Below are 21,103 nucleotides of genomic sequence, written 5' to 3'. Positions count from 1 at the left end.
CTCACGGCTCCAGCAGCCGCGCGACGACACGTCCGAAGACGACACGGCCCAGCAGGGCCGTCGGCGCGTCCAGCAGCCGCGGCGCCCACCGCATCCGCAGCTCCTCGCACCACACGACCCGCGCGCCCGGCCCGTCGTCCGCCACCTCGAAGGCGGCCCAGCCGGTGACCGCGCTGCCCCGCTTCTCCATCCGGCAGTGCCCGGGGCGGCCCGGGGCGGGCGGCTCCCAGCGCACGACCTCCATCGCGTCGTCGAAGGCGACCGCGCCGATCCCGGTGCGGGCCGTGAACCGGGTGCCGGCCCGGTTGGGCGGCGGCGTCACCACCGTGACCTGCGTCAACGGCACGTGCTGCCCGTGGCGCTCCCAGGTCGTCAGCCGGCGCCACGCCTCCGGCGCGCTCAGCCGCGTGCGTCGCTCGATCCTGAACGGGGTCACACGGCCGACGGTAGGGGCCCGCGGACACCGGCGCCCGCCGCGGCCCGGCGCGAGCCGCAGCACGGGCCCCGGTCCGTCAGGCCGCGGCCCGGTCCGTCGGCGCGGACGGCGCCGTGTGCGGACGCCGGGCCCCGGGGCGCAGCTCCGGCGAGCGGCGCACCGCCCGGCGCGGACGCGCCCCGGCCACGCGCTCCGGGCGGCGGATGACCCGCGCCGCGCGCTCCGGTTCCCCGCCCGCGTCGGCCGCGGCGGGCACGGCGCGCACGGCCGGACGGGCCGACTCGATCTCGGCGTGCAGCTTGCTGCACGTGCGGTTGAGGAGCCGGGAGACGTGCATCTGCGAGATGCCGAGCTGCTCGGCGATCCGGCTCTGCGTCATGTCGCAGAAGAACCGCAGGTACAGGATGCGGCGTTCGCGCTCGGGAAGCGTGCGCAGCCGGGGCTTGATGGACTCCCTGGCGACCACGAGGTCGTAGCCGGTCTCCACGCTGCCGAGGGTGTCCATGAGGGAGTAGCCGTCGTCGGAGGTGGGCATCTCGGCGTCCAGGGACAGGGTGCTGTAGCTCTCCAGCGCCTCCGACCCGACGCGCACCTCCTCCTCGGTGAGTCCGCAGTGCTCGGCGAGCGCGGCGACGCCGGGGGTCCGGCCGTCGAGACCGTGGCTCAGCTCGCGCTGCGCGGTGCGCACGCGGTTGCGCAGCTCCTGCACGCGCCGGGGCACGTGCAGGCCCCACATGTGGTCGCGGAAGTGGCGCTTGATCTCGCCGACGATCGTCGGCACGGCGAAACTCTCGAAGGCGCTGCCGCGTGCCGCGTCGTACCGCCCGACGGCCTTGACCAGCCCGAGGGCGGCCACCTGCTCCAGGTCCTCCAGCGCCTCACCCCGGTTGCGGAAGTGGCGGGCCAGGCGGTGCGCCATGGGCATCCAGGCGCGCACGATCTCCTGGCTCAGTGCCTCGCGTTCGGGCCCCTCGGGCAGTTCGCTCATGCGCTGGAAGGCGTCCGCGGTGTCGGGGGCGTCGTGGTGCGAGTGGCGGGTGCGGGTGGAACGGGCGGCTACGTGCGTCATGGGCTGGTCTCTCCCCGAGCGTTACAGCACTGGTGGGCAGGTCGCGGGAGGAGGGGCGCGGGCGGGCCCGGACGGGGTCCACCCGGGGCGAGGGCCGTGCCGTCCCTCCCGCGGATGTGCCTTCAGTCCGAAGCACGAACGTCCGTCTGCCCGGGGCATGCGGGGCAAAACAAGGTTTTCCCGGCTCTTTCCCGCGGTACCCGGCGGAGGACCGGAGCGCAGGACGGAGACGATCGTCGGGAGCGCGATGACCGAGACACCCGCCGCCCCGGGCGGCACCGAGTACGGCTATTTCCTCGCCTGCGAGGACCACGGACCGCGGGCCCTGGTGGAGCAGGCGCGGATGGCGCAGGACGCGGGCTTCACCGCGCTGTGGATCTCCGACCACTACCACCCGTGGACGGACGCGCAGGGGCACAGCCCCTTCGTGTGGTCGGTGATCGGCGCGCTGTCCGAAGCGGTGTCCCTGCCGGTGCAGACGGCTGTGACGTGCCCGACCACGCGGCTGCACCCGGCCGTGGTCGCCCAGGCCGCCGCGACGAGCGCGGTGCAGCTGGACGGCCGCTTCCGGCTGGGCGTGGGCAGCGGCGAGGCGCTCAACGAGCACATCACCGGTGAGCGCTGGCCCCCCGCGCCCGTCCGGCTGGAGATGCTGGAGGAGGCCGTCGACATCATGCGGCAGCTCTTCACCGGCCGCCAGGTCACGCACTACGGCCGGTACTACACGGTGGAGAACGCGCGGCTGTACGACGTGCCCGAGGAGCCGGTGCCGATCGACGTCTCCGGGTTCGGGCCCGCCGCGATCGCCCTGGCCGGCCGGATCGGGGACGGCTTCGTCTCCATGGGGCCGCAGGGCGAGGCCGTGCAGGAGTTCCGGCGCAGCGGCGGTGGCGGCCGGCAGGGCGGTCAGGCCCCGGCGTTCACCGGCGTCAAGGTGTGCTACGACCGCAGCCGCGCCGCGGCGGTGCGCGCGGTGCACCAGCGCTGGCCGAACATGTTCCTGCCCGGGGAGCTGGCCCAGGTGCTGCCGACGCCGCGCCACTTCGAGCAGGCCGCCGAACTCGTCACCGAGGAGCAGGTGGCCGGATCGCCGCTGGCCTGCGGCTCCGACCCGCAGGCGCACGTCGACGCGCTCGCGGCCGGGTCCGACGCCGGTTTCGACCGCGTCTACGTCAGCCAGATCGGCCACGACGTGCGGGGCTTCTTCGACTTCTACCGCACCGAGGTGCTGCCCCGGCTGCGTGAACGGGACGCTGACGGGAAAGGCGGCTGACGCAGGCCGATGACCGCGGCGGTGGCCCGTCCCGGGACGGGACCCGGCCGCCGCCGCACGTACGACAGGTCCGCGAGGGCGACACCGCGCGGGCCGCCGACTGAAGGGGAGCCCATGGACCTCGGATTTCTCACCCCCCTGTACGAACGCCCCGGCCCCTGGGCCACCGTCTACGTCACCGCCGCCTCGGCCACCGAGGACACCGCGGCCCGGCAGGAGCTGCTGGCCCGCGACACCGGTGACCGGCTCGCCGCGCAGGGCGCGGACGAGCGTACCCGCCAGGCGGTCGTCGACGCGCTGCGCGCGGGGAACGGCGAACAGCACGCGGCCGGACGCGCGGTGTTCGCCGCCGGGGGCGAGGTCGTGCTCGACCGTGTGCTCCCGGCCGCGCCCGCGGGCGGCATGCCCGACGTCACCTGGGCGCCGCTGCCGCACCTGGTGCCGCTGGTGGACCTCGCCGAGGCCGAGCCGACCTGTCTGCTGGCCAGGGTGGACCGCATGGGTGCCGACTTCGAGCTGCGCGGACCGCTGGGCACCGAGCAGGTGGGCGGTGTGAACGGCGACGACTGGCCGCTGCACCGCACCGCCGACAAGGACTGGTCGGAGCGGAAGTTCCAGAACGCGGTGGAGAACACCTGGGAGCGCAACGCCGCCACCGTGGCGGAGGAGCTGACCGCCTGCCTCCAGCGCACCGGCGCCCAGCTCGTCGTGCTGGCCGGTGAGCAGCGCGAGTGCGTCGCGGTGCGGGACCGGCTGCCGGAACCGGTGCGGCACACGGCCCACCTCGCCGAGCACGGCGTCCGCCGCCCGGGAAACAACGCGGCAGCCGGTGAGGAGCTGCTGGACCGCGAACTGGCCGCGCTGCGCACCGGGTACGTGCAGCGGCACGCCGCCGAGGCGATGGACCGGTTCCGCGCGGGCCGCGGACGCGGCGAGGACGGGCACGTGGACGCGGCGGAGGGCGTGCCCGCCCTGGTCGAGGCCGCGCAGGAGCACCGCATCGCGCAGCTCCTCCTGCGTCCGGACGGCCCGGATCTGGCCCGTGAGGTGTGGGTCGGCGCCGAGCCCGGACAGATCGCGCTGCGCCGCACCGACGCGAAGGCGCTGGGCACCGCCGAGCCCGTCGCCGCCCGTGCGGACGACGCGCTGCTGCGGGTGGCTGCGGCCACCGGTGCCGACGTGCTGTCCGTCCGGCCGCTGACCGATCCGGAGGGCACGGGCGACAACGTTCCCGACGAGCCGTCGGGGGGCCTGGGCGCCGTCCTGCGCTGGCCGTACCAGGGTGAGGAGGCCGTTGCGAGCTGACCGCCCGGCGGCCGGCCGCCGCCACACGCACAGCCCGCATCCCGAGACGAATCCTCTCGGGATGCGGACTGCGGTCTAGGGTGCGGCCATGCCCGCAGAGACCGCCGTGTACACCCACGGCCACCACGAGTCCGTCCTGCGCTCGCACCGCTGGCGCACGGCGGAGAACTCCGCCGCCTACCTGCTGCCCCGTCTCCGCGCGGGCCTGGCCCTGCTGGACGTCGGCTGCGGACCCGGCACGATCACCGCGGAGCTGGCTGCCCGCGTCGCGCCCGGCCCCGTCACGGCGGTCGACCGCAGCGCGGAGATCCTGGACGCCGCCCGTGCGCAGGCGCGACGCGCGGGCGTGCCCGGCGTGCGGTTCCTGACCGGCGACGTGCACGCGCTGGACTTCCCCGACGACTCCTTCGACGTCGTCCACGCCCACCAGGTGCTCCAGCACGTGGGCGATCCGGTGGCGGCGCTGCGCGAGATGCGCCGGGTCTGCCGCCCCGGCGGCCTCGTCGCCGTCCGGGACGCCGACTACGCCGCGATGACGTGGTACCCGCAGCTCCCGGGCCTGGACGCCTGGCAGGAGCTGTACCAGCGCGTCGCCCGCGCGGGCGGCGGCGAACCCGACGCGGGACGACGGCTGCTGGGCTGGGCGCACGCGGCCGGCTTCACCGACGTCACGCCCACGGCGGACGTCTGGTGCTTCGCCACCGGGGAGGACCGCGCCTGGTGGAGCGGTCTGTGGGCGGACCGCACGGTGGACTCCGACTTCGCCCGCCTGGCCGTCGGCGGCGGGCACGCCACGACCGCGGCTCTCAGGGACGTCGCCGCCGCCTGGCGGGCCTGGGGCGCGCACGCCGACGGCTGGTTCGCCGTCCCGCACGGCGAACTGTGCTGCCGGGCGTGACGCGCCCCGGGCCGCTCAGGACGCTTCGAGCACGATCTTGCCGCGCGTCCGGCTGCTCTGGCTCAGCCGCCACGCCTCGGCGGCCTCGGCCAGCGGCAGGGCGCGGTCCACGTGCACCGTGAGCTTGCCCGCGTCGGCCAGCTCGCCGAGGGTGGCCAGCCCCGCCGCGTCGGGGCGGACGAACAGGTAGTGCCCGCCGCGCTCGACGACGCCCATGTCCACCACGGAGACGACACGGTCAGGCGTGCGCAGCACCTCCTGCGAGACCTCCACCGCGCCGCCGCCGATGAAGTCGAAGGCCGCGTCCACGCCGTCGGGGGCGAGAGCCCGCACCCGCTCCGCGAGCCCGTCCCCGTAGACGACCGGTTCCGCGCCGAGTCCGCGCAGGTAGTCGTGGTTGCGTTCGCTGGCGGTGCCGATGACCCGGGCGCCGCGGGCGACCGCGATCTGGACCGCCTGGGAGCCCACACCGCCCGAGGCCGCGTGCACGAGCACCGTCTCGCCGCCGGTGACGGCGAGCCTGTCGAGCGACTGGAGGGCCGTCAGCCCGGTGAGCGGCAGCCCGGCCGCCTGCGTCCAGCTCAGCGAGGCGGGCTTGCGGGTCAGCGTCCGCACCGGCGCCGGCACCAGCTCCGCGTAAGTGCCGTGCTGGGCCTCGTCCCGCCGGACGTATCCGTAGACCTCGTCGCCGACGGCGAACTCGCTGACGTCCGCCCCGGCCTGTTCCACGACTCCGGCGACGTCCCAGCCGGGCACCAGGGGGAAGTGCGCGTACAGCACGGCGTCCAGCCCCCCGGAGGCGACCTTCCAGTCCACCGGGTTCACCCCCGCCGCCCGCACGCGCACCAGCACCGTGTCGGGGCCGGTCTTCGGGTCGGGGAGGTCGGTGGTGCGCAGCTCGTCGGGGCCGCCGAATGCTTGCAGTGCGATGGCTTTCATGTCAGCGGCAACACCGCGCGGCGGCCGTGGATTCCGTCCCCGCCCCGCACTCCCCCGTTCGGACCAACGCCGCGGGGTGCCCCCGCTCCGGCCCCCGGGGCCTGCCCCCTCCGGTTGCCCGGGGCATCACCCGGGCGGACGATGGGCGTGCCCGCGGGTCCGCCCGCGCGGCGCCGAACGCAGTCCCCCATGTGGAGGTATCCCCATGACCACGGCCAAGGACATCATGCACCCGGGAGCGCGGTGGATCCCCGCCACCGAGACGCTCGACCGGGCCGCCCAGCTCATGCGCGAGCTGGACGTGGGCGCCCTGCCGGTGAGCGACGCCGAACAGCGGCTCTGCGGCATCGTCACCGACCGCGACATCGTGGTGAAGTGCGTCGCCGCGGGCCACGACCCGTCGGCGGTGACCTGCGGCGACCTGTGCGAGGGCACGCCGCGCTGGATCGACGCGGCGGCCGACGTCTCCGAGGTGCTGGACGAGATGGAGGACCGGCAGATCCGGCGGCTGCCGGTGATCGAGGACAAGCAGCTCGTCGGCATGATCAGCGAGGCCGACCTCGCCCGCCGCCTGTCCGGTGACCAGATCGCCCGCTTCGTGGGACGCGTGTACGCCCACCACTGACGGCCGCTGACGGCGGCCGGTCACCTCCGGCCGGTGAACGTGCGCACGTACAGCTCCAGCTCCGCCTCCAGCGCCGCGGTGATCGTCTCCGCCCGGCGGAAGCCGTGGCCCTCCCCGGCGAACTCCAGGTAGGTGTGCGGCACCTCCCGCCCCGCCTCCCGCAGCGCCGCGAGGAACCGCTCGCACTGCGCGGGCGGGCAGATCGCGTCGTCGAGCCCCTGGAGCAGCAGGAAGGGGACGGCGACGCGGTCCGCGTGCCGTACGGGGGAACGCTCGCGGTAGCGCTCGGGGTGGCGCGCCGGGTCCCCGATCAGGGATTCCAGGTAGCGCGACTCGAAGTCGTGGGTGCCGTCGCCCGTCCACCCCTCCGGTTCCAGGATCGGGTAGCTGATGGCGGCGCAGGCGTACACGCCGGCGGCGGCGGGCGAGACGAGGGAGACGGCGCTCGTCCAGCCGCCCGCGCTGCCGCCGCGCACGGCCAGCCGCTCCCGGTCGGCGCTCCCCTCGGCCGCCAGCGCCAGGGCGACGGCCGCGCAGTCCTCGACGTCCACGACGCCCCACTGGCCGCGCAGCCGGTTGCGGTACGCCCGGCCGTAGCCGGTGGAACCCCCGTAGTCGACCTCGGCGACGCCGATGCCCCGGGAGGTGAAGTAGGCGATCTCCAGGTCCAGGACGAGCGGGGCGCGGCCGGTGGGGCCGCCGTGCGCCCACACCACGAAGGGCGGACGCTCGCCGGCCGGCCCGGTGTGAGCGGGGTGGCGCGGCGGGTAGACGCGGGCGTGCACTTCGCGCCCGCCGGGTCCGGCGAACGTGCGGGCCCGCGGCTGCGGGAGGTAGGCCGGGTCCACCGCGTCGGTGTGCCGTTCGGCGAGCACCCGGCTGTGCCCGGTGCGGGTGTCCAGCTCCACGATCTCGTAGGCGCGGTGCGGGCCCGCCGCGACCCCCACGACGCGGGTGCCGTCCACGGCGAGCGTGGGCGAGAACTCCGTCCACGGCCCGGGGACGTCCGCGAGGTCGCCGGTGGCGGGGTCGAGCACGCCGAGCGCCTTGGCCCCCCGGCCGTGCAGCACGGCCACCAGGCCGGTGGGCAGCGGCGCGAACCAGCGCTGCCCCAGCCGCCACAGGGCGTCCGCGCACTCCTCCTCGCGGGGGCACAGCGCGGCGGGCTCGCCGCCCTCGGGGTCCACGCGGTACAGGTTCCACCAGCCCGAGCGGTCGGAGGCGGCGAGCAGGGCGCCGTCCGGGGCCCAGTCGGTCTGCGCCACGGACTCCTCCGGGCCGCCGAGCACGGTCCGCGCCGACTCCAGCCGCCCGTCGTCGCTGATCTCGGCCAGCCGCAGCTCCGTCCCGTCCCACGGCATGCGCGGGTGGTCCCAGGCGAGCCAGGCGGCGTGCCGACGGTCCGGTGACAGCCGCGGCCCCGTGACGAAGTCGTGGCAGGCGCCGACGAGTTCGCGGACCGCGTCGCGGTCCCCGGCCGCCGACCCGTCCAGCGGCACCGCCGCCAGGACCCGCCGCACCTCGGTGGGGCGCGGCCCGGTGGACTCCTCCAGCACGCACCACACCTCGCCGCGTTCCCACCACACCACCGGATCCGCCCAGCGCAGGCCGCCGCCGGTGGCCGCGACCGGGGTCAGCGCCCGGGGCCCGGCCCCGGGCACGTCCGGCTGGAAGGCGTACAGCCGCTGGTCGGCGTGGTGGACGAACACCACGAGCGGCCCGTCGTCCGGCCGGACGACGGCGGCCCACGGCACGCCGCCGTACTCGATGACCCGGCTGCGCACGTCCCACGGCGGCGGCAGGACGGACTCGGGGCCGCCCGCCCCGTCGCCGCGCAGCCGCAGCAGCGCCCGCCGCCCGCCCTCGGCGGGGCGCGGCGCCGTCCACCACAGCTCGCCGCCGACGGCGCCCAGGTACTCGGGCCTGCCGTCGTGGGCCGCGACCAGCGCGGCGTCCAGCGGGGAGGCCCAGGTGCCGTACGGAGCCGGGGTGGTCACCATCTCGTATCGTCCCTCGGGCAGGCCGCGCGCGGCGGGCGGGTCACAGGGCCAGCAGGGCGCGGTCGAGCACCCGCACCCCGAAGTGCAGCGCGTCGACGGGCACGCGCTCGTCGACGCCGTGGAACAGCGCCTGGTAGTCGAAGCCGGGCGGCAGCCGCAGCGGGGAGAAGCCGTAGCCCGCGACGCCGAGCCGGGCGAAGTGCTTGGCGTCCGTGCCGCCCGACATGCAGTAGGGCACGGCGTGGGCGCCGGGGTCGAAGTGCTCCAGCGCCTCGCAGAGGGTGGCGTACGTCGGGGAGTCGACCGGCGCCTGGAGCGGGATCTCCCGGTGGTAGTAGTCCCATGTGACGTCGGGACCGGTCAGCTCGTCCAGCGTCGCGGTGAACTCCTCCTCGCCGCCGGGCAGGACGCGGCCGTCCACGTGCGCCGTCGCGCTGCCGGGGATGACGTTCAGCTTGTAGCCGGCCTCCAGCATCGTGGGGTTGGCGCTGTTGCGCAGCACGTTGCGGACCAGCGGAGCGGCGGAGCCGAACGACTCGACCAGGGCGTCGGCGTCGAAGCGGTCGTCGTCCATCGGGCCCGGGTCCACGCCGTGCAGCCCGGCGAGCGTGGTGAGGGCGGCCCGCACGGTCGGCGTGAGGCGCACCGGCCAGGAGTGGGCGCCGATGCGGGCGACGGCGGCGGCCACCCTGGTCACGGCGTTGGCCGTGTTCACCTTGGACCCGTGCCCGGCGCGGCCCCGCGCGGACAGCCGCAGCCAGGCCGTGCCGCGCTCCCCCGCCGCCACGGGGTACAGCCGCAGGCCGTCGTCGGTGTGCACGGTGAACGCCCCGGACTCGCCGATGCCCTCGGTGCAGCCCTCGAACAGCGCGGGGTGCTGGCCGGCGAGGTAGGCGGCGCCGAACTCGGCGCTGTCCTCCTCGTCCGCGGTGAACGCCAGGACGACGTCCCGCCGCGGCCGGACGCCGGCCCGTGCCCAGGCCCGCACGACGGCCAGCACCATCGCGTCCGCGTTCTTCATGTCGATGGCGCCGCGCCCCCACACGCACCCGTCCCGGATCTCACCGGAGAACGGGTGCACCGACCACTCGGCCGGGTCGGCGGGGACGACGTCGAGGTGGCCGTGGACGAGCAGCGCGTCCGCCGACGGGTCGGTGCCCGGGATGCGGGCGACGACGTTCGTGCGGCCCGGCGCCTTCTCCAGCAGCTCCGGCTCGATCCCGGCCTCAGCGAGGCGGGCCGCGACGTACTCCGCGGCCTGGCGCTCGGTGCCGTCGCCGCCGCCGCGGTTGGTGGTGTCCATGCGGATCAGCTCGGCGGTGCCGGTCACCGCCTCGTCGAGCGCCTGTGCGTCGATGTGAGCGGCCCGGGGGCTCTGTCCGTCCTCGTGCACGTTGTCTTCCGTCCCTGTGCTCAGCCGTACTCTTCTTCCACAGCCGCCGAGACGACCGTCGTCACGGCCTTGAAGCAGCGGATGCCCTCGTACATGGTCGGCGCCGTGTAGGCGACGCGCCGCTCCCCGGTCTGCCGCACCCCGGGCACGACGGTGGCGGCCCCGGCCAGGTGCTCGGCGTCGAACTCGACGGCGATCTCCCGCCCGGCGGTCACCGGCTCGTGCCGCCGGGCCAGCGGGGCCGCGGCGCGGGCCGCCGCCCGGATGTCCGCCGCGGTGCGCGCCGGGGTGCGGCACACGGCCGCGTACCGGGAGACGTAGTCCTTGACGGCGGCGGTGCGGGCGCGCGGCGCGTATCCGGCGGCGTCCTCGCAGGCCCGGTCGTCCCCGGTGACCAGCACGACCGGTACGCCGAACTCCGCGCACACCAGCGCGTTCAGCAGCCCCTCGCTGGCCCGGGTGCCGTCCACCCACACACCGGTCAGGGAGTTGGCCAGGTAGGTGTGCGCGAGCACGCCCTCGGCCCCGGCCGCCGCGTGGTAGCCGACGAAGGCGACACCGTCCACGTCGCCGTGCTGGACGCCCTCCACCATGGACAGGGCCTTGTGCCGCCCGGTCAGGAGGCGGGCCCGCTCGTCCAGGCGCTCCAGCAGCAGGTTGCGCATCGTCCAGTGCGCCTCGTTCACCAGCACCTCGTCGGCGCCGCCGTCGAAGAACCCGGCGACGGCGGCGTTCACGTCCCCGGTGAACATCGCACGGCAGCGCTCCCAGGCGGCCGTGCCCGGCAGCACGTCGGCGGGCCAGGTCACGCCGGTGGCACCCTCCATGTCGGCGCTGACGAGGATCTTCATACCCGGCACGTTACGCGCCCGCCCGGTGCACGGGAAAGCCCTTCCGGGCACGGGCGGGTGCACGCCGGGCCCGGGGTCAGCCGTTCCGCCCAACGACCAGCCACTGCGAGGGCAGCTCCACCGGCCCGCCGCCGGGGCCGGGTTCGGTCGTCACCAGGGGGGCGCTGCCGTGGGCCAGCACGCTCAGCCCGGCCGCCGCGCACAGCTCCGCCACGGCCGTGTCGGCCATCTCCATGGGCGCGATGCCGTGCCCGAGGACGGCGGCGATCCGCGCCGGGGGGCCGCCGGGGCGGCGCATGAGCCCCAGCAGCGTCTGCTTGGCCGCAGCGGCGGGCTCCACCACGAAGGCCCGGCCGCGCGCGCCGAGCAGGACCGCGAGGGACGCGGCCAGCCGGCGGCGGGGCTCCGGCGGGCACTGGTGCAGCACTCCGCGCAGGTACACGTGGCAGTCGCCGAGTTCGGCGTGCAGCCGGGCGGCGACATCGGCGTCGGCGAGGTCCGCGGCGCGGAAGTCCACCGCGGCGGCGCCCGGCAGGCGCCGGGCCAGGGCTATCGCCGCCGGGGACAGGTCGACACCGAGCACCGGCCGGAAGCGTCCGGCCAGGAAGACGGTCTGGGTGCCGTTGCCGCACCCGGCGTCCAGCAGGGGCAGTCCGCCCGTGAAGTGGTCCGCGAACAGCGGCAGGTGGCGGGCGGCGGTGCGTTCGGGGGCGGCGTCCCAGAACACGCCGCCCGGCTCGGGCGGGGCGTCCCGCCAGAACCCCTCCCACGCCCGCGCCGGGTCCCGCGCGGCCTGCGGGGCCGGGTCCTGCCCGGCCCGCGGTATGTGTCCTGCTCCGGCGTCCTGTCCCGGTGCCGTCATGTCGCCCCACACGCTCGTGTCGTCAGCAGCGCGGCAGCGCCTGCTCGAACCACACCGTCTTACCCCGTGCCGTGCGGCTCGTACCCCACGTGCGGGCCAGGCGGTCCACCAGGCGCAGGCCGCGCCCGGCGTCGGCGTCCGGTGCGGCGCCGAGGAGCTGCGGCAGTTCGGGGTCGTCGTCGAAGACCTCGCACAGCAGCCGTTCGGCGCGGACCAGCCGCACCTCGACGCTGCCGGTGCGGGTGTGCCGCAGGGCGTTGGTGACCAGTTCGCTCACCAGGAGTTCGGTGGTCGCGGTGAGCGCGCCGAGCCCCCAGCCGGCCAGCCGGGCGCGGACGAGCCGCCTGGCCCTGCCCGCCGCGCGCGGTTCGGCCTCCAGAGCCAGGCGGGCTGTGTCCTGTTCGCGGATGCCGTTGAGGCGGGCCATGAGCAGGGCCACGTCGTCGCCCCGGCCGCGCTGCGGGGAGGCGGCCGCCAGCGAGCGGATGATGGTGTCGCAGGCGTCGTCCATGGAGGCGGCCGGGTGCGCGGCCGACTCGCACAGCGCGGCGAGGCCCGCGCCGATGTCCTGGCCGCGCACCTCCACCAGTCCGTCGGTGCACATCACCAGGCGGTCGCCGGGCGCGACGGGCACCTCGGCGGTCTCGAAGGGCACCCCGCCGACGCCGATGGGTGCGCCGGTGGGCAGGTCGAGCAGCTCGCTGCTGCCGTCGGCGGCGTGCACGAGGACGGGCGGGATGTGCCCGGCGTTGGCGATGCTCAGCCGTCCGCCGACCGGGTCGTACACGGCGTACTGACAGGTGGCCAGGTAGGTGTCGCCGAGCCGCCGGGCCAGGTCGTCCAGGCCGCGCAGGAGCTGCGCGGGCTCCAGGTCGAGTCCGGCCATGGTCTGCACGGCCGTGCGCAGCTGGCCCATCATGGCGGCGGAGTGCAGGCCGTGCCCCATGACGTCGCCGACGACGAGGGCGGTCCGGGAGCCGGGGAGCTGGATGGTGTCGAACCAGTCCCCGCCGACCCGGCCGAGCCGGGTGCCCGGCAGGTAGCGGGTGGCGGTGTCGCAGCCGGGCATGCGCGGGGCGATGCGCGGCAGCATGCTGTCCTGGAGGGTGTCGGCGACGTTCTCCTGGAAGGTGTACATGCGGGCGTTGTCCAGGACGAGCCCGGCCCGCGCGGCGAGTTCGGCGCCGGTGACGCGGTCCATGTCGTTGAACTCGGCGCGCTCGCGGTGGCGCAGCAGGATCATGAAGCCGAGCACGACGTTGCGGGCCTTGAGCGGCACGACGAGCATCGACCGGTGGGTGATGAGCGGCCGGATGTCGCGCTTGTCGAACTGCGAGGCGATGGCGTGTCCCATCTCCTCGGTGATGCGCGGCACGAGCACCGGCTCGCCGGTCGTCATGCACTGGAAGAAGGGCGTGTGCGCGGGGAAGGGCATGGACTCGCCGACGGGCACGACGTCGTCCCAGCGGCCCGGCTCGTCGGTGTGCTCCAGCGCCACCCGGTGCCACAGCGTCGTGGTGTCGGGCACGCCGTCGGGGAAGCCCTCCCCCGCGACGACCTGCTCGCGCAGGTAGGTACCGGCCACGTCGGTGAAGCGGGGCACGACGGCGGCGCTGACCTCGCGGATGGTGCGGGCCAGGTCGAGTGAGGTGCCGATGCGCCCGCTGACCTCGTTCAGGAACTCCAGGCGTTCGCGGACGGCGGCGTGCTCCAGGTCGGGCTCCGGCCCGGCCGCGGCGGCGTACCCGCCGGTGCCGGGTTCCGCGGCGGGCCGCGGGGCCCGGGTGCGGCGCGGGGCGCGGCGGGGCACGCCCCAGTCCGGGGTGACGGGCACCCGCCGGCGGCGGCTGGTCTCCAGTACCGGGTAGCCCAGTTCCAGCACCTGCGCGACGATGCGGGCGCTCTCCTGCGGGCTCATGCTGGGGAGGATCTCCGGCAGCCCGCGCGCGAGCCCCTCCGAGCCGGGGAAGTCGGTGTGCAGCGCGAGCACCGGCGCGACGCTCTCACCGTGCGCGTCCGCTCCGGCGTCCGGCCCGGTGTCCGCCTCGCCGCCGGAGCGCAGGAAGGCGGTGCCGGTGGCCAGCACCAGCAGCCGTTCCGGCCCGGGGCCCGTCAGCGGGTAGGCCCACCACAGCACGTCGCCGGTGCCGTCCACGGTGCCGCGCGCCCGCCCGCTGGTGGCGTACCCGGCGGCGTAGTGCCCGTCCCCGCGCAGCCCGGCGTCCCAGCCGGGGTCGCCGAAGGCGCCCGAGACGGGCATGAGGTCCACGGCGGGGCGGCCGACCGCCTCCTCGCGGGCGGGCCCGAAGAGCCTGCGGGCGCCGGTGCTCCAGTGCGAGACGGCGCCCGTACCGTCCACGACCACGACGGCGAGCGGGACGCGTCCCGTGCGGGACGGCGCGTCCGGCGCCGTCCCGTCCTCGTGGGACTGCTCGTGCTCCATGGGCTGCGGGTCTCCTTCCACGGGACCGTCACCACCGTAGAGCCGCCGGACCGGCCCGCGCCGCCCAACGCCCCAAAAGGTGGTGCGCCCGCGCGCGCCTCAGGGCTTGCGGGCCACCCCGCAGTAGAAGGCGACCTCCTCGGGCTCCTTCGGCCCGCCCGCCGCGTCGAACGGGGCTGCGTCCGGGCGCCAGCGGGAGCAGGAGACCACGCCCGGCTCCAGCAGCTCCAGCCCGTCGAAGAACCCGGCGACCTGTTCGGGGGTGCGCTGGTGCAGCTTGGGCGTGCCGACGGAGTTCCAGAAGCGCACGGCCTCGTCCACGTCGTCCAGTCCGGGGGCGGTGATGGTGTGCGACAGCACGAGGTGGCTGCCCGGGGGCACGGCGGCCATCAGGCGGCGCACGATGCCGTACGCCTCCTCGGTGTCGCCGACGAACATCGCCACGCCGAGCAGCATGACGCCGACGGGCCGGTCCAGGTCGAGCGTCTGCGCGGCCCGCGCCACGATGGCCTCGGGGTCGTGCAGGTCGGCCTCGATGTAGTCGGTGACGCCCTTTGGGGTGCTGGTGAGCAGGGCGCGGGCGTGGGTGAGGACGAGGGGGTCGTTGTCGACGTAGACGATGCGCGCGGCCGGGTTCACCCGCTGGGCGACCTCGTGGGTGTTGTCGGCGGTGGGCAGACCGGTGCCGATGTCGAGGAACTGGTCGATGCCCGTCTCGCCCGCCAGGAGGCGGACCGCGCGGCCGAGGAGGGCGCGGTCCGCCTTGGCGTACTCCAGGATGCCCGGGTGGAGGCGGCGGATCTCGTCGCCCGCCGCGCGGTCCACCTCGTAGTTGTCCTTGCCGCCCAGCCAGTGGTTCCACATGCGCGCCGAATGCGGCACGGTGGAATCGATCCGGGGAACGTCGGGCACGGGGTGGGCCAGGTCATCTGCCATGGGGGCTCCGGGAGTTCGTCCTGCGGGAGGGAGCCCCCAATGTAGCCGCCACGCCGGTGGCTACCGCTGCTGCCCCTCCATGACGCCGGCCAGGCGGGCGAGGACGGCGTCGTGGATGCGGCCGAGCCCCTTCGGCGCGAAGACGCGCTCGAAGAAGCCTCCGACGCCGCCCGCGCCCTGCCAGGCGGTGGTGACGGTGACCCGGCTGGCGCCCTCGGCGGAACCCGGGGTGACGGTCCAGGTCGTCACCATGGACGAGTTGCGGTCGCGCTCGGTGAGCTGCCCCTCGGCGGGCTCGTCCACGTCCATCAGGCAGTCGCGGACGCGCCTGCTGGTGGCCTGGAGCCGCCAGTGCACGACGGTGCCCTTGCCGTCACCGCCCTCACGGACCTCGTACTCGCTGAAGTGCTCGGTGAGCAGCCGCTCCCGGGTGCCCGCGTAGTCGGCGAGCGCGTCGAGCACGTCGTCCGGCTGCGCCGCGATCTCCCGCTGCCTGCTGACCTCGACCAGTGCCATGGCTTCTCCTCCTGCTGGGCGTCGACGACGGCCATCCCACCACCACGGAGCGGGGCCGCCAAATCCCGTGCCGCGCACCCGCCTTCGCACGTGCGGCCACGCCCCGACGGCCCAGCCGGGCGCGCGGACGTCCGTCCCGCCGCTAGACTCCGGACGGTGGAGCGCCTGGCAGAGATCGCGGACCGGTTGACCGAGGTCGGCGGGGTGGCCGGTGTGTGTCTGGGCGGCAGCCGCGCCAGCGGAACACACCGCCCCGACTCCGACTACGACCTCGGTCTGTACTACCGGCCGCCGCTGGACACCGCCGCCTTGCGCCTGCTCGCGTCCGAGCTGACGGGCGCGCCGGCCGACGTGACGGAACCGGGCGGCTGGGGGCCGTGGGTGGACGGCGGGGCGTGGCTGACCGTCGACGGCTGCCGCGTCGACTGGATCTACCGCGATCTGGACCGCGTGCACAGGATCTGGGAGGAGTGCCGGGCCGGGCGTTTCGAGGTGGGTGTGCAGGCGGGCCACCCCCTCGGGGTGTACTCCCCCGCGTACGCGGGGGAGGTGGCCGTCGGGCGCGTCCTCGCCGACCCCGGCGGTGAGCTGCGGGCCCTCAAGCGGGAGGCCCGCCGGTACCCGGAGCCGTTGCGCGAGGCGCTGATCGCCCACGCGCGCTGGCAGGCTCCGTTCCTCCTGGCCGGTGCCCGCAAGGGAGCCGCCCGCGGTGACACCTTCTACGTCGCCGGCTGCCTCTTCCACGCGGTGGGGCAGCTCGTGCAGGCCCTGCACGCCCACGCGGGACGCTGGGTGCTGAACGAGAAGGGGGCCGTACAGGCCGCTGGAGAGCTTCCCGGTGCCCCGGCGGACTTCGCCGCGCGGGCACACCGGGTGCTCGGCGGGCTCGGCACGAGTGCGGACGCCCTGTCCACCGCGCTCGACACCGCGGACGGGCTGACCTCCGAGGTGTGCGGGCGGCTCACGTCCTGACCCTGGCGGGCAGGCCACGGCGGCCGGGGGCGCCGGGGGCACGTCCGCCCGAAAACACGGGTGCGCGAGACGGTGCCGGTCGCGGAGGATGCACGGTGTGACTCCTGCGACTGGCACACCCCTGCCGCCACCGTCCGTTCTGAGGGCCTTCCGGATCACCGGGCGGCCCGAACCGCTCGAAGGGGGCCAGGGGCGAAGCGTCCGGGCGGGCGACGCCGTGCTGAAACCGGCCGGTGACGGCGCGGACGTGGAGTGGGCCGCGACGCTGATGGACGCACTCCAGGACCGGCCGGGCTTCCGTGTCCCGCGGTATCTGCGCGCGGTGGGCGGCGGTCACGTCGTCGAGGGGTGGGAGGCGACCCGGTTCCTGACGGGCGGACCGGGGCCCGCCGGCCGGTGGGACGCCCTGCTGGCCGCGGGCCGGGCCTTCCACGAGGCACTGCGGGACGTGCCGCGGCCGAAGCGGCTGGACGGGCACCAGCATCCGTGGGCGGTGGCCGACCGGGTCGCCTGGGGCGGGGCGACCGCGGAGGTCCCCGCGCCCGTCCACCGGCTGGCCACCCGGCTCCGGGCGCTTCGCGAACCCGTGGACGCACGGGCCCAGCTCGTGCACGGCGACCTGACGGGGAACGTGCTCTTCGCGCCCGGCCAGGCCCCCGCGGTCATCGACTTCTCGCCGTACTGGCGACCGGTCGGCTACGCGGAGGCGATCGTGGTGGTCGACGGCCTCCTCCACCACCGGGCCGGGCACCGCCTGGCGGACTCGGTGCTCCCCGGCGCCGAGGGCGCGCAGATGCTGCTGCGGGCACTGATCTTCCGCCTGGTCGCCCTGGGCATCGCGGCCGGACCCGGCGGCGCGCTGGCCGAGGACGAGTGGACGGCGTTCACCCGCGTGTCCCAGTTCGCCGAGGACCGCCTCGCCGCCTGACACGGGCCGCGCTGCCCCCGCTTCGCCGGGAGGAGGGCCTCGGGCGCCAGGGCCGGTGACGGTCCCCGGTACGGCGCGCGGCCTCCCGCACGTGGCCGCGGGGGCCGGTGTGCGGTGGCGCGGGGGGCGTTGACGGTGGGTCCGGGTCGTCCCAGAAGAGCCGAGAGCGCTCTCACCCCCGGTACGACCGCACCGGCGACGGCAGCTGGGACCGCGCCGAGACCTGCCGCTACTTCGCCACCGGCCCCGGCCCCGGCTAAGAGCACTACACCGAGGTCCGCGGGCTGCGCTCGGCCACCGGGAGCCACGGCGACATGAACGGCGGGCGGGTCCGGGCCGAGGTGTGGAACGCCATCGGCAACGGCTCCAGCACGGTGGGCACCGGCAACCACTCCACCGTCCGCACCCCCTTCGGCTGACCGCGCGCGGACGGCCGCGCCCCGGCCCTGCGGGAACCCGTTTGGCGCGGCCGCACCGCACCGGTCATGCTGGCCCGGTGCTGATCAGAGAAGCGACCGAAGAGGACTGGCCGGCGATCTGGCCCTTCATGCGCGGCATCCTCGCCGCGGGTGAGACCTACACCTACGACCGCGACGCCGCCGAGGACGCCGTCCGCGCCTCCTGGATGCTGCCCCTGCCGGGCCGCGCCTTCGTGGCCGTGGACGACGAGGGCACCGTGCTCGGCACCTCCAAGGTGTCCCGCAACCACGCGGGCGGCGGCTCGCACATCGCCAACGGCAGCTACATGGTGGACCCGGCGCACTCCGGCAGGGGCGTGGGCCGGGCGCTGGGGGCGCACAGCCTGGAGTGGGCGGCGGCGGCCGGGTTCCGGGCGATGCAGTTCAACGCCGTCGTCGAGACCAACACCCACGCCGTCGCGCTGTGGCAGTCGCTCGGCTTCACCGTCGTCGCCACGCTGCCGGAGGGCTTCGAGCACCCGCGGCACGGCTTCGTCGGCCTGCACATCATGTACCGCAAGCTGTGACGCCCCGCGCGAGGTGAGCACGCGCGGGCGGCCCCGCGCCCGGGGCCGCCCGCCGGGGGCGGAGCCGGGCCCGGGGCCGCCGGCGGGCGTCCGCGGCCGTCAGCGGGTGACGACGTGGCGCTCGTTGCGCACGCAGTGCGTCATGGTGAGGCCCTCCACGTTCCGGGGCGGGTTCGACCCGAGGTTCGCCAGCCGCTCGCGGTCCTCGTCGGTGAGGTCCTGGCTGGCCAGCGGCTCCAGGTGCGCCACGTCCTTCGCACCGATGCCCAGCCCCTCGCCGACCCGCAGCCCGAGATCGTTGTCGACCAGCAGGAAGTGCCACACCATGCGCTCCTGCACGGGCCGGTCGCACTGCGAGATCAGGGTGACGAAGTTGGCCACCAGGTCGTCGCGCTCCCACTCCTCCATGAGGGCGTAGCGCTGCCCCGCCTGGAGGTAGTCGTTGGTGCGCGGGATGCGCTTGCGGGTCACCCGCCCGGAGATCTCCGGGCCCTGCTCGTCGTGCGTGGGGTACTCGCCCTCGCGCAGCCCGCCGGTGATGGACGGCTCGTAGTTGACGTGCGGGTTCTCGCCCTTGCCGTCGACGTGGTAGGTCATCAGGCCGTCGCGCTGGTTGGTGCGCACGTCCGCGTTCTTCGCCTGGTTCACCGGGAGCTGGAGGTAGTTCGGGCCGACCCGGTAGCGCTGGGTGTCGCTGTAGGAGAAGGTGCGGCCGACCAGCATCTTGTCGTCGGAGAAGTCCAGGCCGTCCACCAGCACGCCGGTGCCGAAGGAGATCTGCTCGTTCTCGGCGAAGAAGTTCTCCGGCATCCGGTCCAGGACCATGCGGCCGACGGGCCGGGGCGGGAAGTCCTGCTCGGGCCAGGTCTTGGTGTCGTCCAGCGGGTCGAAGTCCAGCTCCGGGTGGTCGTGGTCCTCCATCACCTGGACGAGCAGCTCCCACTCGGGGTACTCGCCGCGCTCGACCGCCTCGTACAGGTCCTTCGTCGCGTGCCCCAGCCCCTCGGCCTGGACGTTGGCCGCGTCCTCCTCGGTCATGCTGCGCACGCCCAGCTTGGGCATCCAGTGGTACTTGACGAGCACGGTGTCCCCGTCGGCGTTGACCCACTTGTAGGTGTTCACGCCGAAGCCCTGCTGGTGCCGGTAGTCGGCGGGGATGCCGCGCGGGCTGAACAGGTTGACGAGCATGTGCATGCACTCGGGGGTCTGCGACATGAAGTCGAAGATCCGCGCGGGCTTCTGCTCGAAGGTGACGGGGTCGGGCTTGAGCGCGTGGATGACGTCGGGGAACTTGATGGCGTCCCGGATGAAGAAGACGCCCAGGTTGTTGCCGACCAGGTCCCAGTTGCCGTCCTCGGTGTAGAACTTCACCGCGAAGCCGCGGGGGTCGCGGGCGGCCTCCGAGGAGTCGCGGCCGCCGATGACCGTCGAGAAGCGCACGGCGACGTCGGTGCGCTTGCCGCGCTCCTGGAACAGCTTGGCGCGGGTGTAGCGCGCGATCGGCTCGTCCCCCCAGGCGCCGTACGCCTCGAAGTAGCCGTAGGCGGTCACGCCCCGGGCGTGCACGACGCGCTCGGGGATGCGCTCCCGGTCGAAGTGGCTGATCTTCTCCAGGAACTGGTAGTTCTCCAGCGTGGCCGGGCCCCTGGCGCCCACCGTGCGCTGGTTCTGGTTGTCGTAGACGGGGTGCCCCTGGCGGTTGGTGAGCACCGGACGGTCGTCGTTGTCTGCGGGTCCCTGGCTGGATACGTCGGTCACGGTCGCGGACTCCTTGCTCGGTGTACGGGTGGGTCCGCGCGGTCCAGTACCCGCAAACGCCCGTTTCGTACCACCGGCACGTCCGCCGGATACGCCGGACGGGTGACGGGGCGCGGCGGGCGGGGCGCGTCGCGGGGCGGCGGGCCCGGTGGCGGCCGGTGCGCGGGGGCCCGTTCGGTGCCCGGCCCGCCCGCGGTGAGAGCCGCTCAGCTCCCGGGCAGCCGTCGCAGCGCCGCCCGCACCGCGTCCCGCAGCTCGGGGCGGACACCCGCTTCGACCAGCACCGCGCGGGCCGCCGGATCGCCCAGCCGGCCCAGGCCCTCCACGCAGGCCCGCGCCACGGGCCAGTGGTGCTCGGGGCCGGCCAGCAGCCGCGCCAGTGTGGCCGTCAGCACCGGACGGGACTCGGGCGCGGCCAGGCGGGCCAGCAGCCGGACGGGGTGCAGGGCGTAGGCGGTGCGCAGCTCGTTCGCGGCGAGCGCCGCCGCCGCCCGGGCGGTGCGCGGGTCGCCGAGCCGGGCCAGCGCCTCGGCGGCGTTCTCGCCCCGGGCCGGGTCGCGGTAGTTGAGCAGGAACACCAGCGTCTCGAAGGCCCGGCGGTCACCGGCCGCCCCGAGCGCGCAGGCGGCGAGTTCCCTGGCCCACAGGGGGCGGCCCGCCTCGGTGAGCGTCCGGGCCAGCTCGTCCCGGGCGGCGGGGGTGTCCGCCCTGACGAGGGCGAGCAGCCGGGCGGACTCCCCCCGCTCGGCCGCTCCGGCGCGGTCGGCGATCGTCGCGAGCCACTGCTCCATGCGCTCTCCCCACGGTCGAGGGGCGGGCCGCCGGGCCGGTGCCGGGGCGTCCGCCGTAGGACGTGCATGGCCCGCGCCCGTCCTCCGCAAACCCGCGGAGGCGGACCCGGCCCCGGCGGCCTC

18 protein-coding genes and 1 pseudogene are annotated in these 21,103 nt (G+C 75.5%); 7 read left to right on the top strand and 12 right to left on the bottom strand.

The window, feature by feature from the left end:
* Position 1: 1 nt before the first annotated feature.
* Together V1J52_RS01855 and V1J52_RS01850 are read right to left on the bottom strand one after the other, a co-directional pair.
* Positions 2-436: an SRPBCC family protein gene (locus tag V1J52_RS01855; protein WP_330137733.1), complete on the bottom strand. Its 435-nt coding sequence runs from the start codon at positions 434-436 to the stop codon at positions 2-4.
* A 277-nt stretch (positions 437-713) separates the two neighbouring features.
* Positions 714-1,505 (bottom strand): annotated as a pseudogene (locus tag V1J52_RS01850) (SigB/SigF/SigG family RNA polymerase sigma factor); the annotation flags it as partial.
* A gap of 247 nt (positions 1,506-1,752) precedes the next feature.
* Here V1J52_RS01850 and V1J52_RS01845 point away from each other — a divergent pair.
* From V1J52_RS01845 to V1J52_RS01835, 3 genes are all read left to right on the top strand, one after another.
* The gene (locus V1J52_RS01845) at positions 1,753-2,778 is read left to right on the top strand and encodes a TIGR03557 family F420-dependent LLM class oxidoreductase (protein WP_330137732.1); all 1,026 of its coding nucleotides are present in this window, start codon (positions 1,753-1,755) and stop codon (positions 2,776-2,778) included.
* 114 nt (positions 2,779-2,892) lie between these two features.
* A complete protein-coding gene (locus V1J52_RS01840) occupies positions 2,893-4,083 on the top strand; it encodes a baeRF2 domain-containing protein (protein ID WP_330137731.1) in 1,191 nt (396 codons plus the stop codon).
* A gap of 88 nt (positions 4,084-4,171) precedes the next feature.
* Complete coding sequence (locus V1J52_RS01835; protein WP_330137730.1) at positions 4,172-4,981, top strand: methyltransferase domain-containing protein; 810 nt, start codon at positions 4,172-4,174, stop codon at positions 4,979-4,981.
* A gap of 15 nt (positions 4,982-4,996) precedes the next feature.
* Here the strand turns inward: V1J52_RS01835 and V1J52_RS01830 are convergent, their stop codons facing one another.
* Entirely contained in the window at positions 4,997-5,920 is a 924-nt protein-coding gene (locus tag V1J52_RS01830; protein ID WP_330137729.1) for an NADP-dependent oxidoreductase, read from the bottom strand.
* A gap of 205 nt (positions 5,921-6,125) precedes the next feature.
* On the opposite strand from V1J52_RS01830, the gene V1J52_RS01825 reads away from it, so the two are divergent.
* On the top strand, positions 6,126-6,545 hold the full coding sequence (locus V1J52_RS01825) for a CBS domain-containing protein (protein WP_330137728.1): 420 nt from the start codon (positions 6,126-6,128) through the stop codon (positions 6,543-6,545).
* Between the two features lie 20 nt (positions 6,546-6,565).
* Here the strand turns inward: V1J52_RS01825 and V1J52_RS01820 are convergent, their stop codons facing one another.
* From V1J52_RS01820 to V1J52_RS01790, 7 genes are all read right to left on the bottom strand, one after another.
* Positions 6,566-8,545 (bottom strand): prolyl oligopeptidase family serine peptidase, encoded by a 1,980-nt coding sequence (locus V1J52_RS01820; protein WP_330137727.1) that lies wholly within the window; start codon positions 8,543-8,545, stop codon positions 6,566-6,568.
* Between the two features lie 40 nt (positions 8,546-8,585).
* Complete coding sequence (locus V1J52_RS01815) at positions 8,586-9,938, bottom strand: M20/M25/M40 family metallo-hydrolase (RefSeq protein ID WP_330137726.1); 1,353 nt, start codon at positions 9,936-9,938, stop codon at positions 8,586-8,588.
* Positions 9,939-9,958: 20 nt separating this feature from the next.
* Positions 9,959-10,789: a M55 family metallopeptidase gene (locus V1J52_RS01810; protein WP_330137725.1), complete on the bottom strand. Its 831-nt coding sequence runs from the start codon at positions 10,787-10,789 to the stop codon at positions 9,959-9,961.
* 76 nt (positions 10,790-10,865) lie between these two features.
* Positions 10,866-11,651: a class I SAM-dependent methyltransferase gene (locus V1J52_RS01805; protein WP_330137724.1), complete on the bottom strand. Its 786-nt coding sequence runs from the start codon at positions 11,649-11,651 to the stop codon at positions 10,866-10,868.
* 22 nt (positions 11,652-11,673) lie between these two features.
* Positions 11,674-14,094 (bottom strand): SpoIIE family protein phosphatase, encoded by a 2,421-nt coding sequence (locus V1J52_RS01800; RefSeq protein ID WP_330137723.1) that lies wholly within the window; start codon positions 14,092-14,094, stop codon positions 11,674-11,676.
* A gap of 99 nt (positions 14,095-14,193) precedes the next feature.
* Positions 14,194-15,030: an SAM-dependent methyltransferase gene (locus V1J52_RS01795; RefSeq protein ID WP_330137722.1), complete on the bottom strand. Its 837-nt coding sequence runs from the start codon at positions 15,028-15,030 to the stop codon at positions 14,194-14,196.
* A 60-nt stretch (positions 15,031-15,090) separates the two neighbouring features.
* A complete protein-coding gene (locus V1J52_RS01790; protein WP_330137721.1) occupies positions 15,091-15,546 on the bottom strand; it encodes an SRPBCC family protein in 456 nt (151 codons plus the stop codon).
* 156 nt (positions 15,547-15,702) lie between these two features.
* Here V1J52_RS01790 and V1J52_RS01785 point away from each other — a divergent pair, with 156 nt between their 5' ends.
* The 3 genes from V1J52_RS01785 to V1J52_RS01775 all read left to right on the top strand — a co-directional run bounded on the left by V1J52_RS01785 (position 15,703) and on the right by V1J52_RS01775 (position 18,431).
* Positions 15,703-16,518 (top strand): nucleotidyltransferase domain-containing protein, encoded by an 816-nt coding sequence (locus V1J52_RS01785; protein ID WP_330137720.1) that lies wholly within the window; start codon positions 15,703-15,705, stop codon positions 16,516-16,518.
* Positions 16,519-16,615: 97 nt separating this feature from the next.
* Complete coding sequence (locus V1J52_RS01780) at positions 16,616-17,446, top strand: aminoglycoside phosphotransferase (RefSeq protein WP_330137719.1); 831 nt, start codon at positions 16,616-16,618, stop codon at positions 17,444-17,446.
* 496 nt (positions 17,447-17,942) lie between these two features.
* Positions 17,943-18,431 (top strand): GNAT family N-acetyltransferase, encoded by a 489-nt coding sequence (locus V1J52_RS01775; RefSeq protein WP_330137718.1) that lies wholly within the window; start codon positions 17,943-17,945, stop codon positions 18,429-18,431.
* Positions 18,432-18,530: 99 nt separating this feature from the next.
* Here the strand turns inward: V1J52_RS01775 and V1J52_RS01770 are convergent, their stop codons facing one another.
* Together V1J52_RS01770 and V1J52_RS01765 are read right to left on the bottom strand one after the other, a co-directional pair.
* Entirely contained in the window at positions 18,531-20,189 is a 1,659-nt protein-coding gene (locus V1J52_RS01770) for a catalase (RefSeq protein ID WP_330137717.1), read from the bottom strand.
* 206 nt (positions 20,190-20,395) lie between these two features.
* Positions 20,396-20,980, bottom strand: a complete 585-nt coding sequence (locus V1J52_RS01765; protein WP_330137716.1) for a HEAT repeat domain-containing protein — start codon at positions 20,978-20,980, stop codon at positions 20,396-20,398.
* Positions 20,981-21,103: the final 123 nt, after the last annotated feature.

Source organism: Streptomyces solitudinis (assembly GCF_036323765.1).
Lineage (GTDB): Bacteria > Actinomycetota > Actinomycetes > Streptomycetales > Streptomycetaceae > Streptomyces.
The sequence above is the reverse complement of the archived record's forward strand: the minus strand, read 5'-3'. Positions and strand labels throughout refer to the sequence as shown.

Coding starts and splice junctions, on each gene's coding strand:
- V1J52_RS01840 (WP_330137731.1), top strand. CDS start 2,893: ATGGACCTCGGATTTCTCACCCCCCTGTACGAACGCCCCGGCCCCTGG.
- V1J52_RS01790 (WP_330137721.1), bottom strand. CDS start 15,546: ATGGCACTGGTCGAGGTCAGCAGGCAGCGGGAGATCGCGGCGCAGCCG.
- V1J52_RS01800 (WP_330137723.1), bottom strand. CDS start 14,094: ATGGAGCACGAGCAGTCCCACGAGGACGGGACGGCGCCGGACGCGCCG.
- V1J52_RS01805 (WP_330137724.1), bottom strand. CDS start 11,651: ATGACGGCACCGGGACAGGACGCCGGAGCAGGACACATACCGCGGGCC.
- V1J52_RS01845 (WP_330137732.1), top strand. CDS start 1,753: ATGACCGAGACACCCGCCGCCCCGGGCGGCACCGAGTACGGCTATTTC.
- V1J52_RS01820 (WP_330137727.1), bottom strand. CDS start 8,545: ATGGTGACCACCCCGGCTCCGTACGGCACCTGGGCCTCCCCGCTGGAC.
- V1J52_RS01825 (WP_330137728.1), top strand. CDS start 6,126: ATGACCACGGCCAAGGACATCATGCACCCGGGAGCGCGGTGGATCCCC.
- V1J52_RS01765 (WP_330137716.1), bottom strand. CDS start 20,980: ATGGAGCAGTGGCTCGCGACGATCGCCGACCGCGCCGGAGCGGCCGAG.
- V1J52_RS01810 (WP_330137725.1), bottom strand. CDS start 10,789: ATGAAGATCCTCGTCAGCGCCGACATGGAGGGTGCCACCGGCGTGACC.
- V1J52_RS01835 (WP_330137730.1), top strand. CDS start 4,172: ATGCCCGCAGAGACCGCCGTGTACACCCACGGCCACCACGAGTCCGTC.
- V1J52_RS01795 (WP_330137722.1), bottom strand. CDS start 15,030: ATGGCAGATGACCTGGCCCACCCCGTGCCCGACGTTCCCCGGATCGAT.
- V1J52_RS01830 (WP_330137729.1), bottom strand. CDS start 5,920: ATGAAAGCCATCGCACTGCAAGCATTCGGCGGCCCCGACGAGCTGCGC.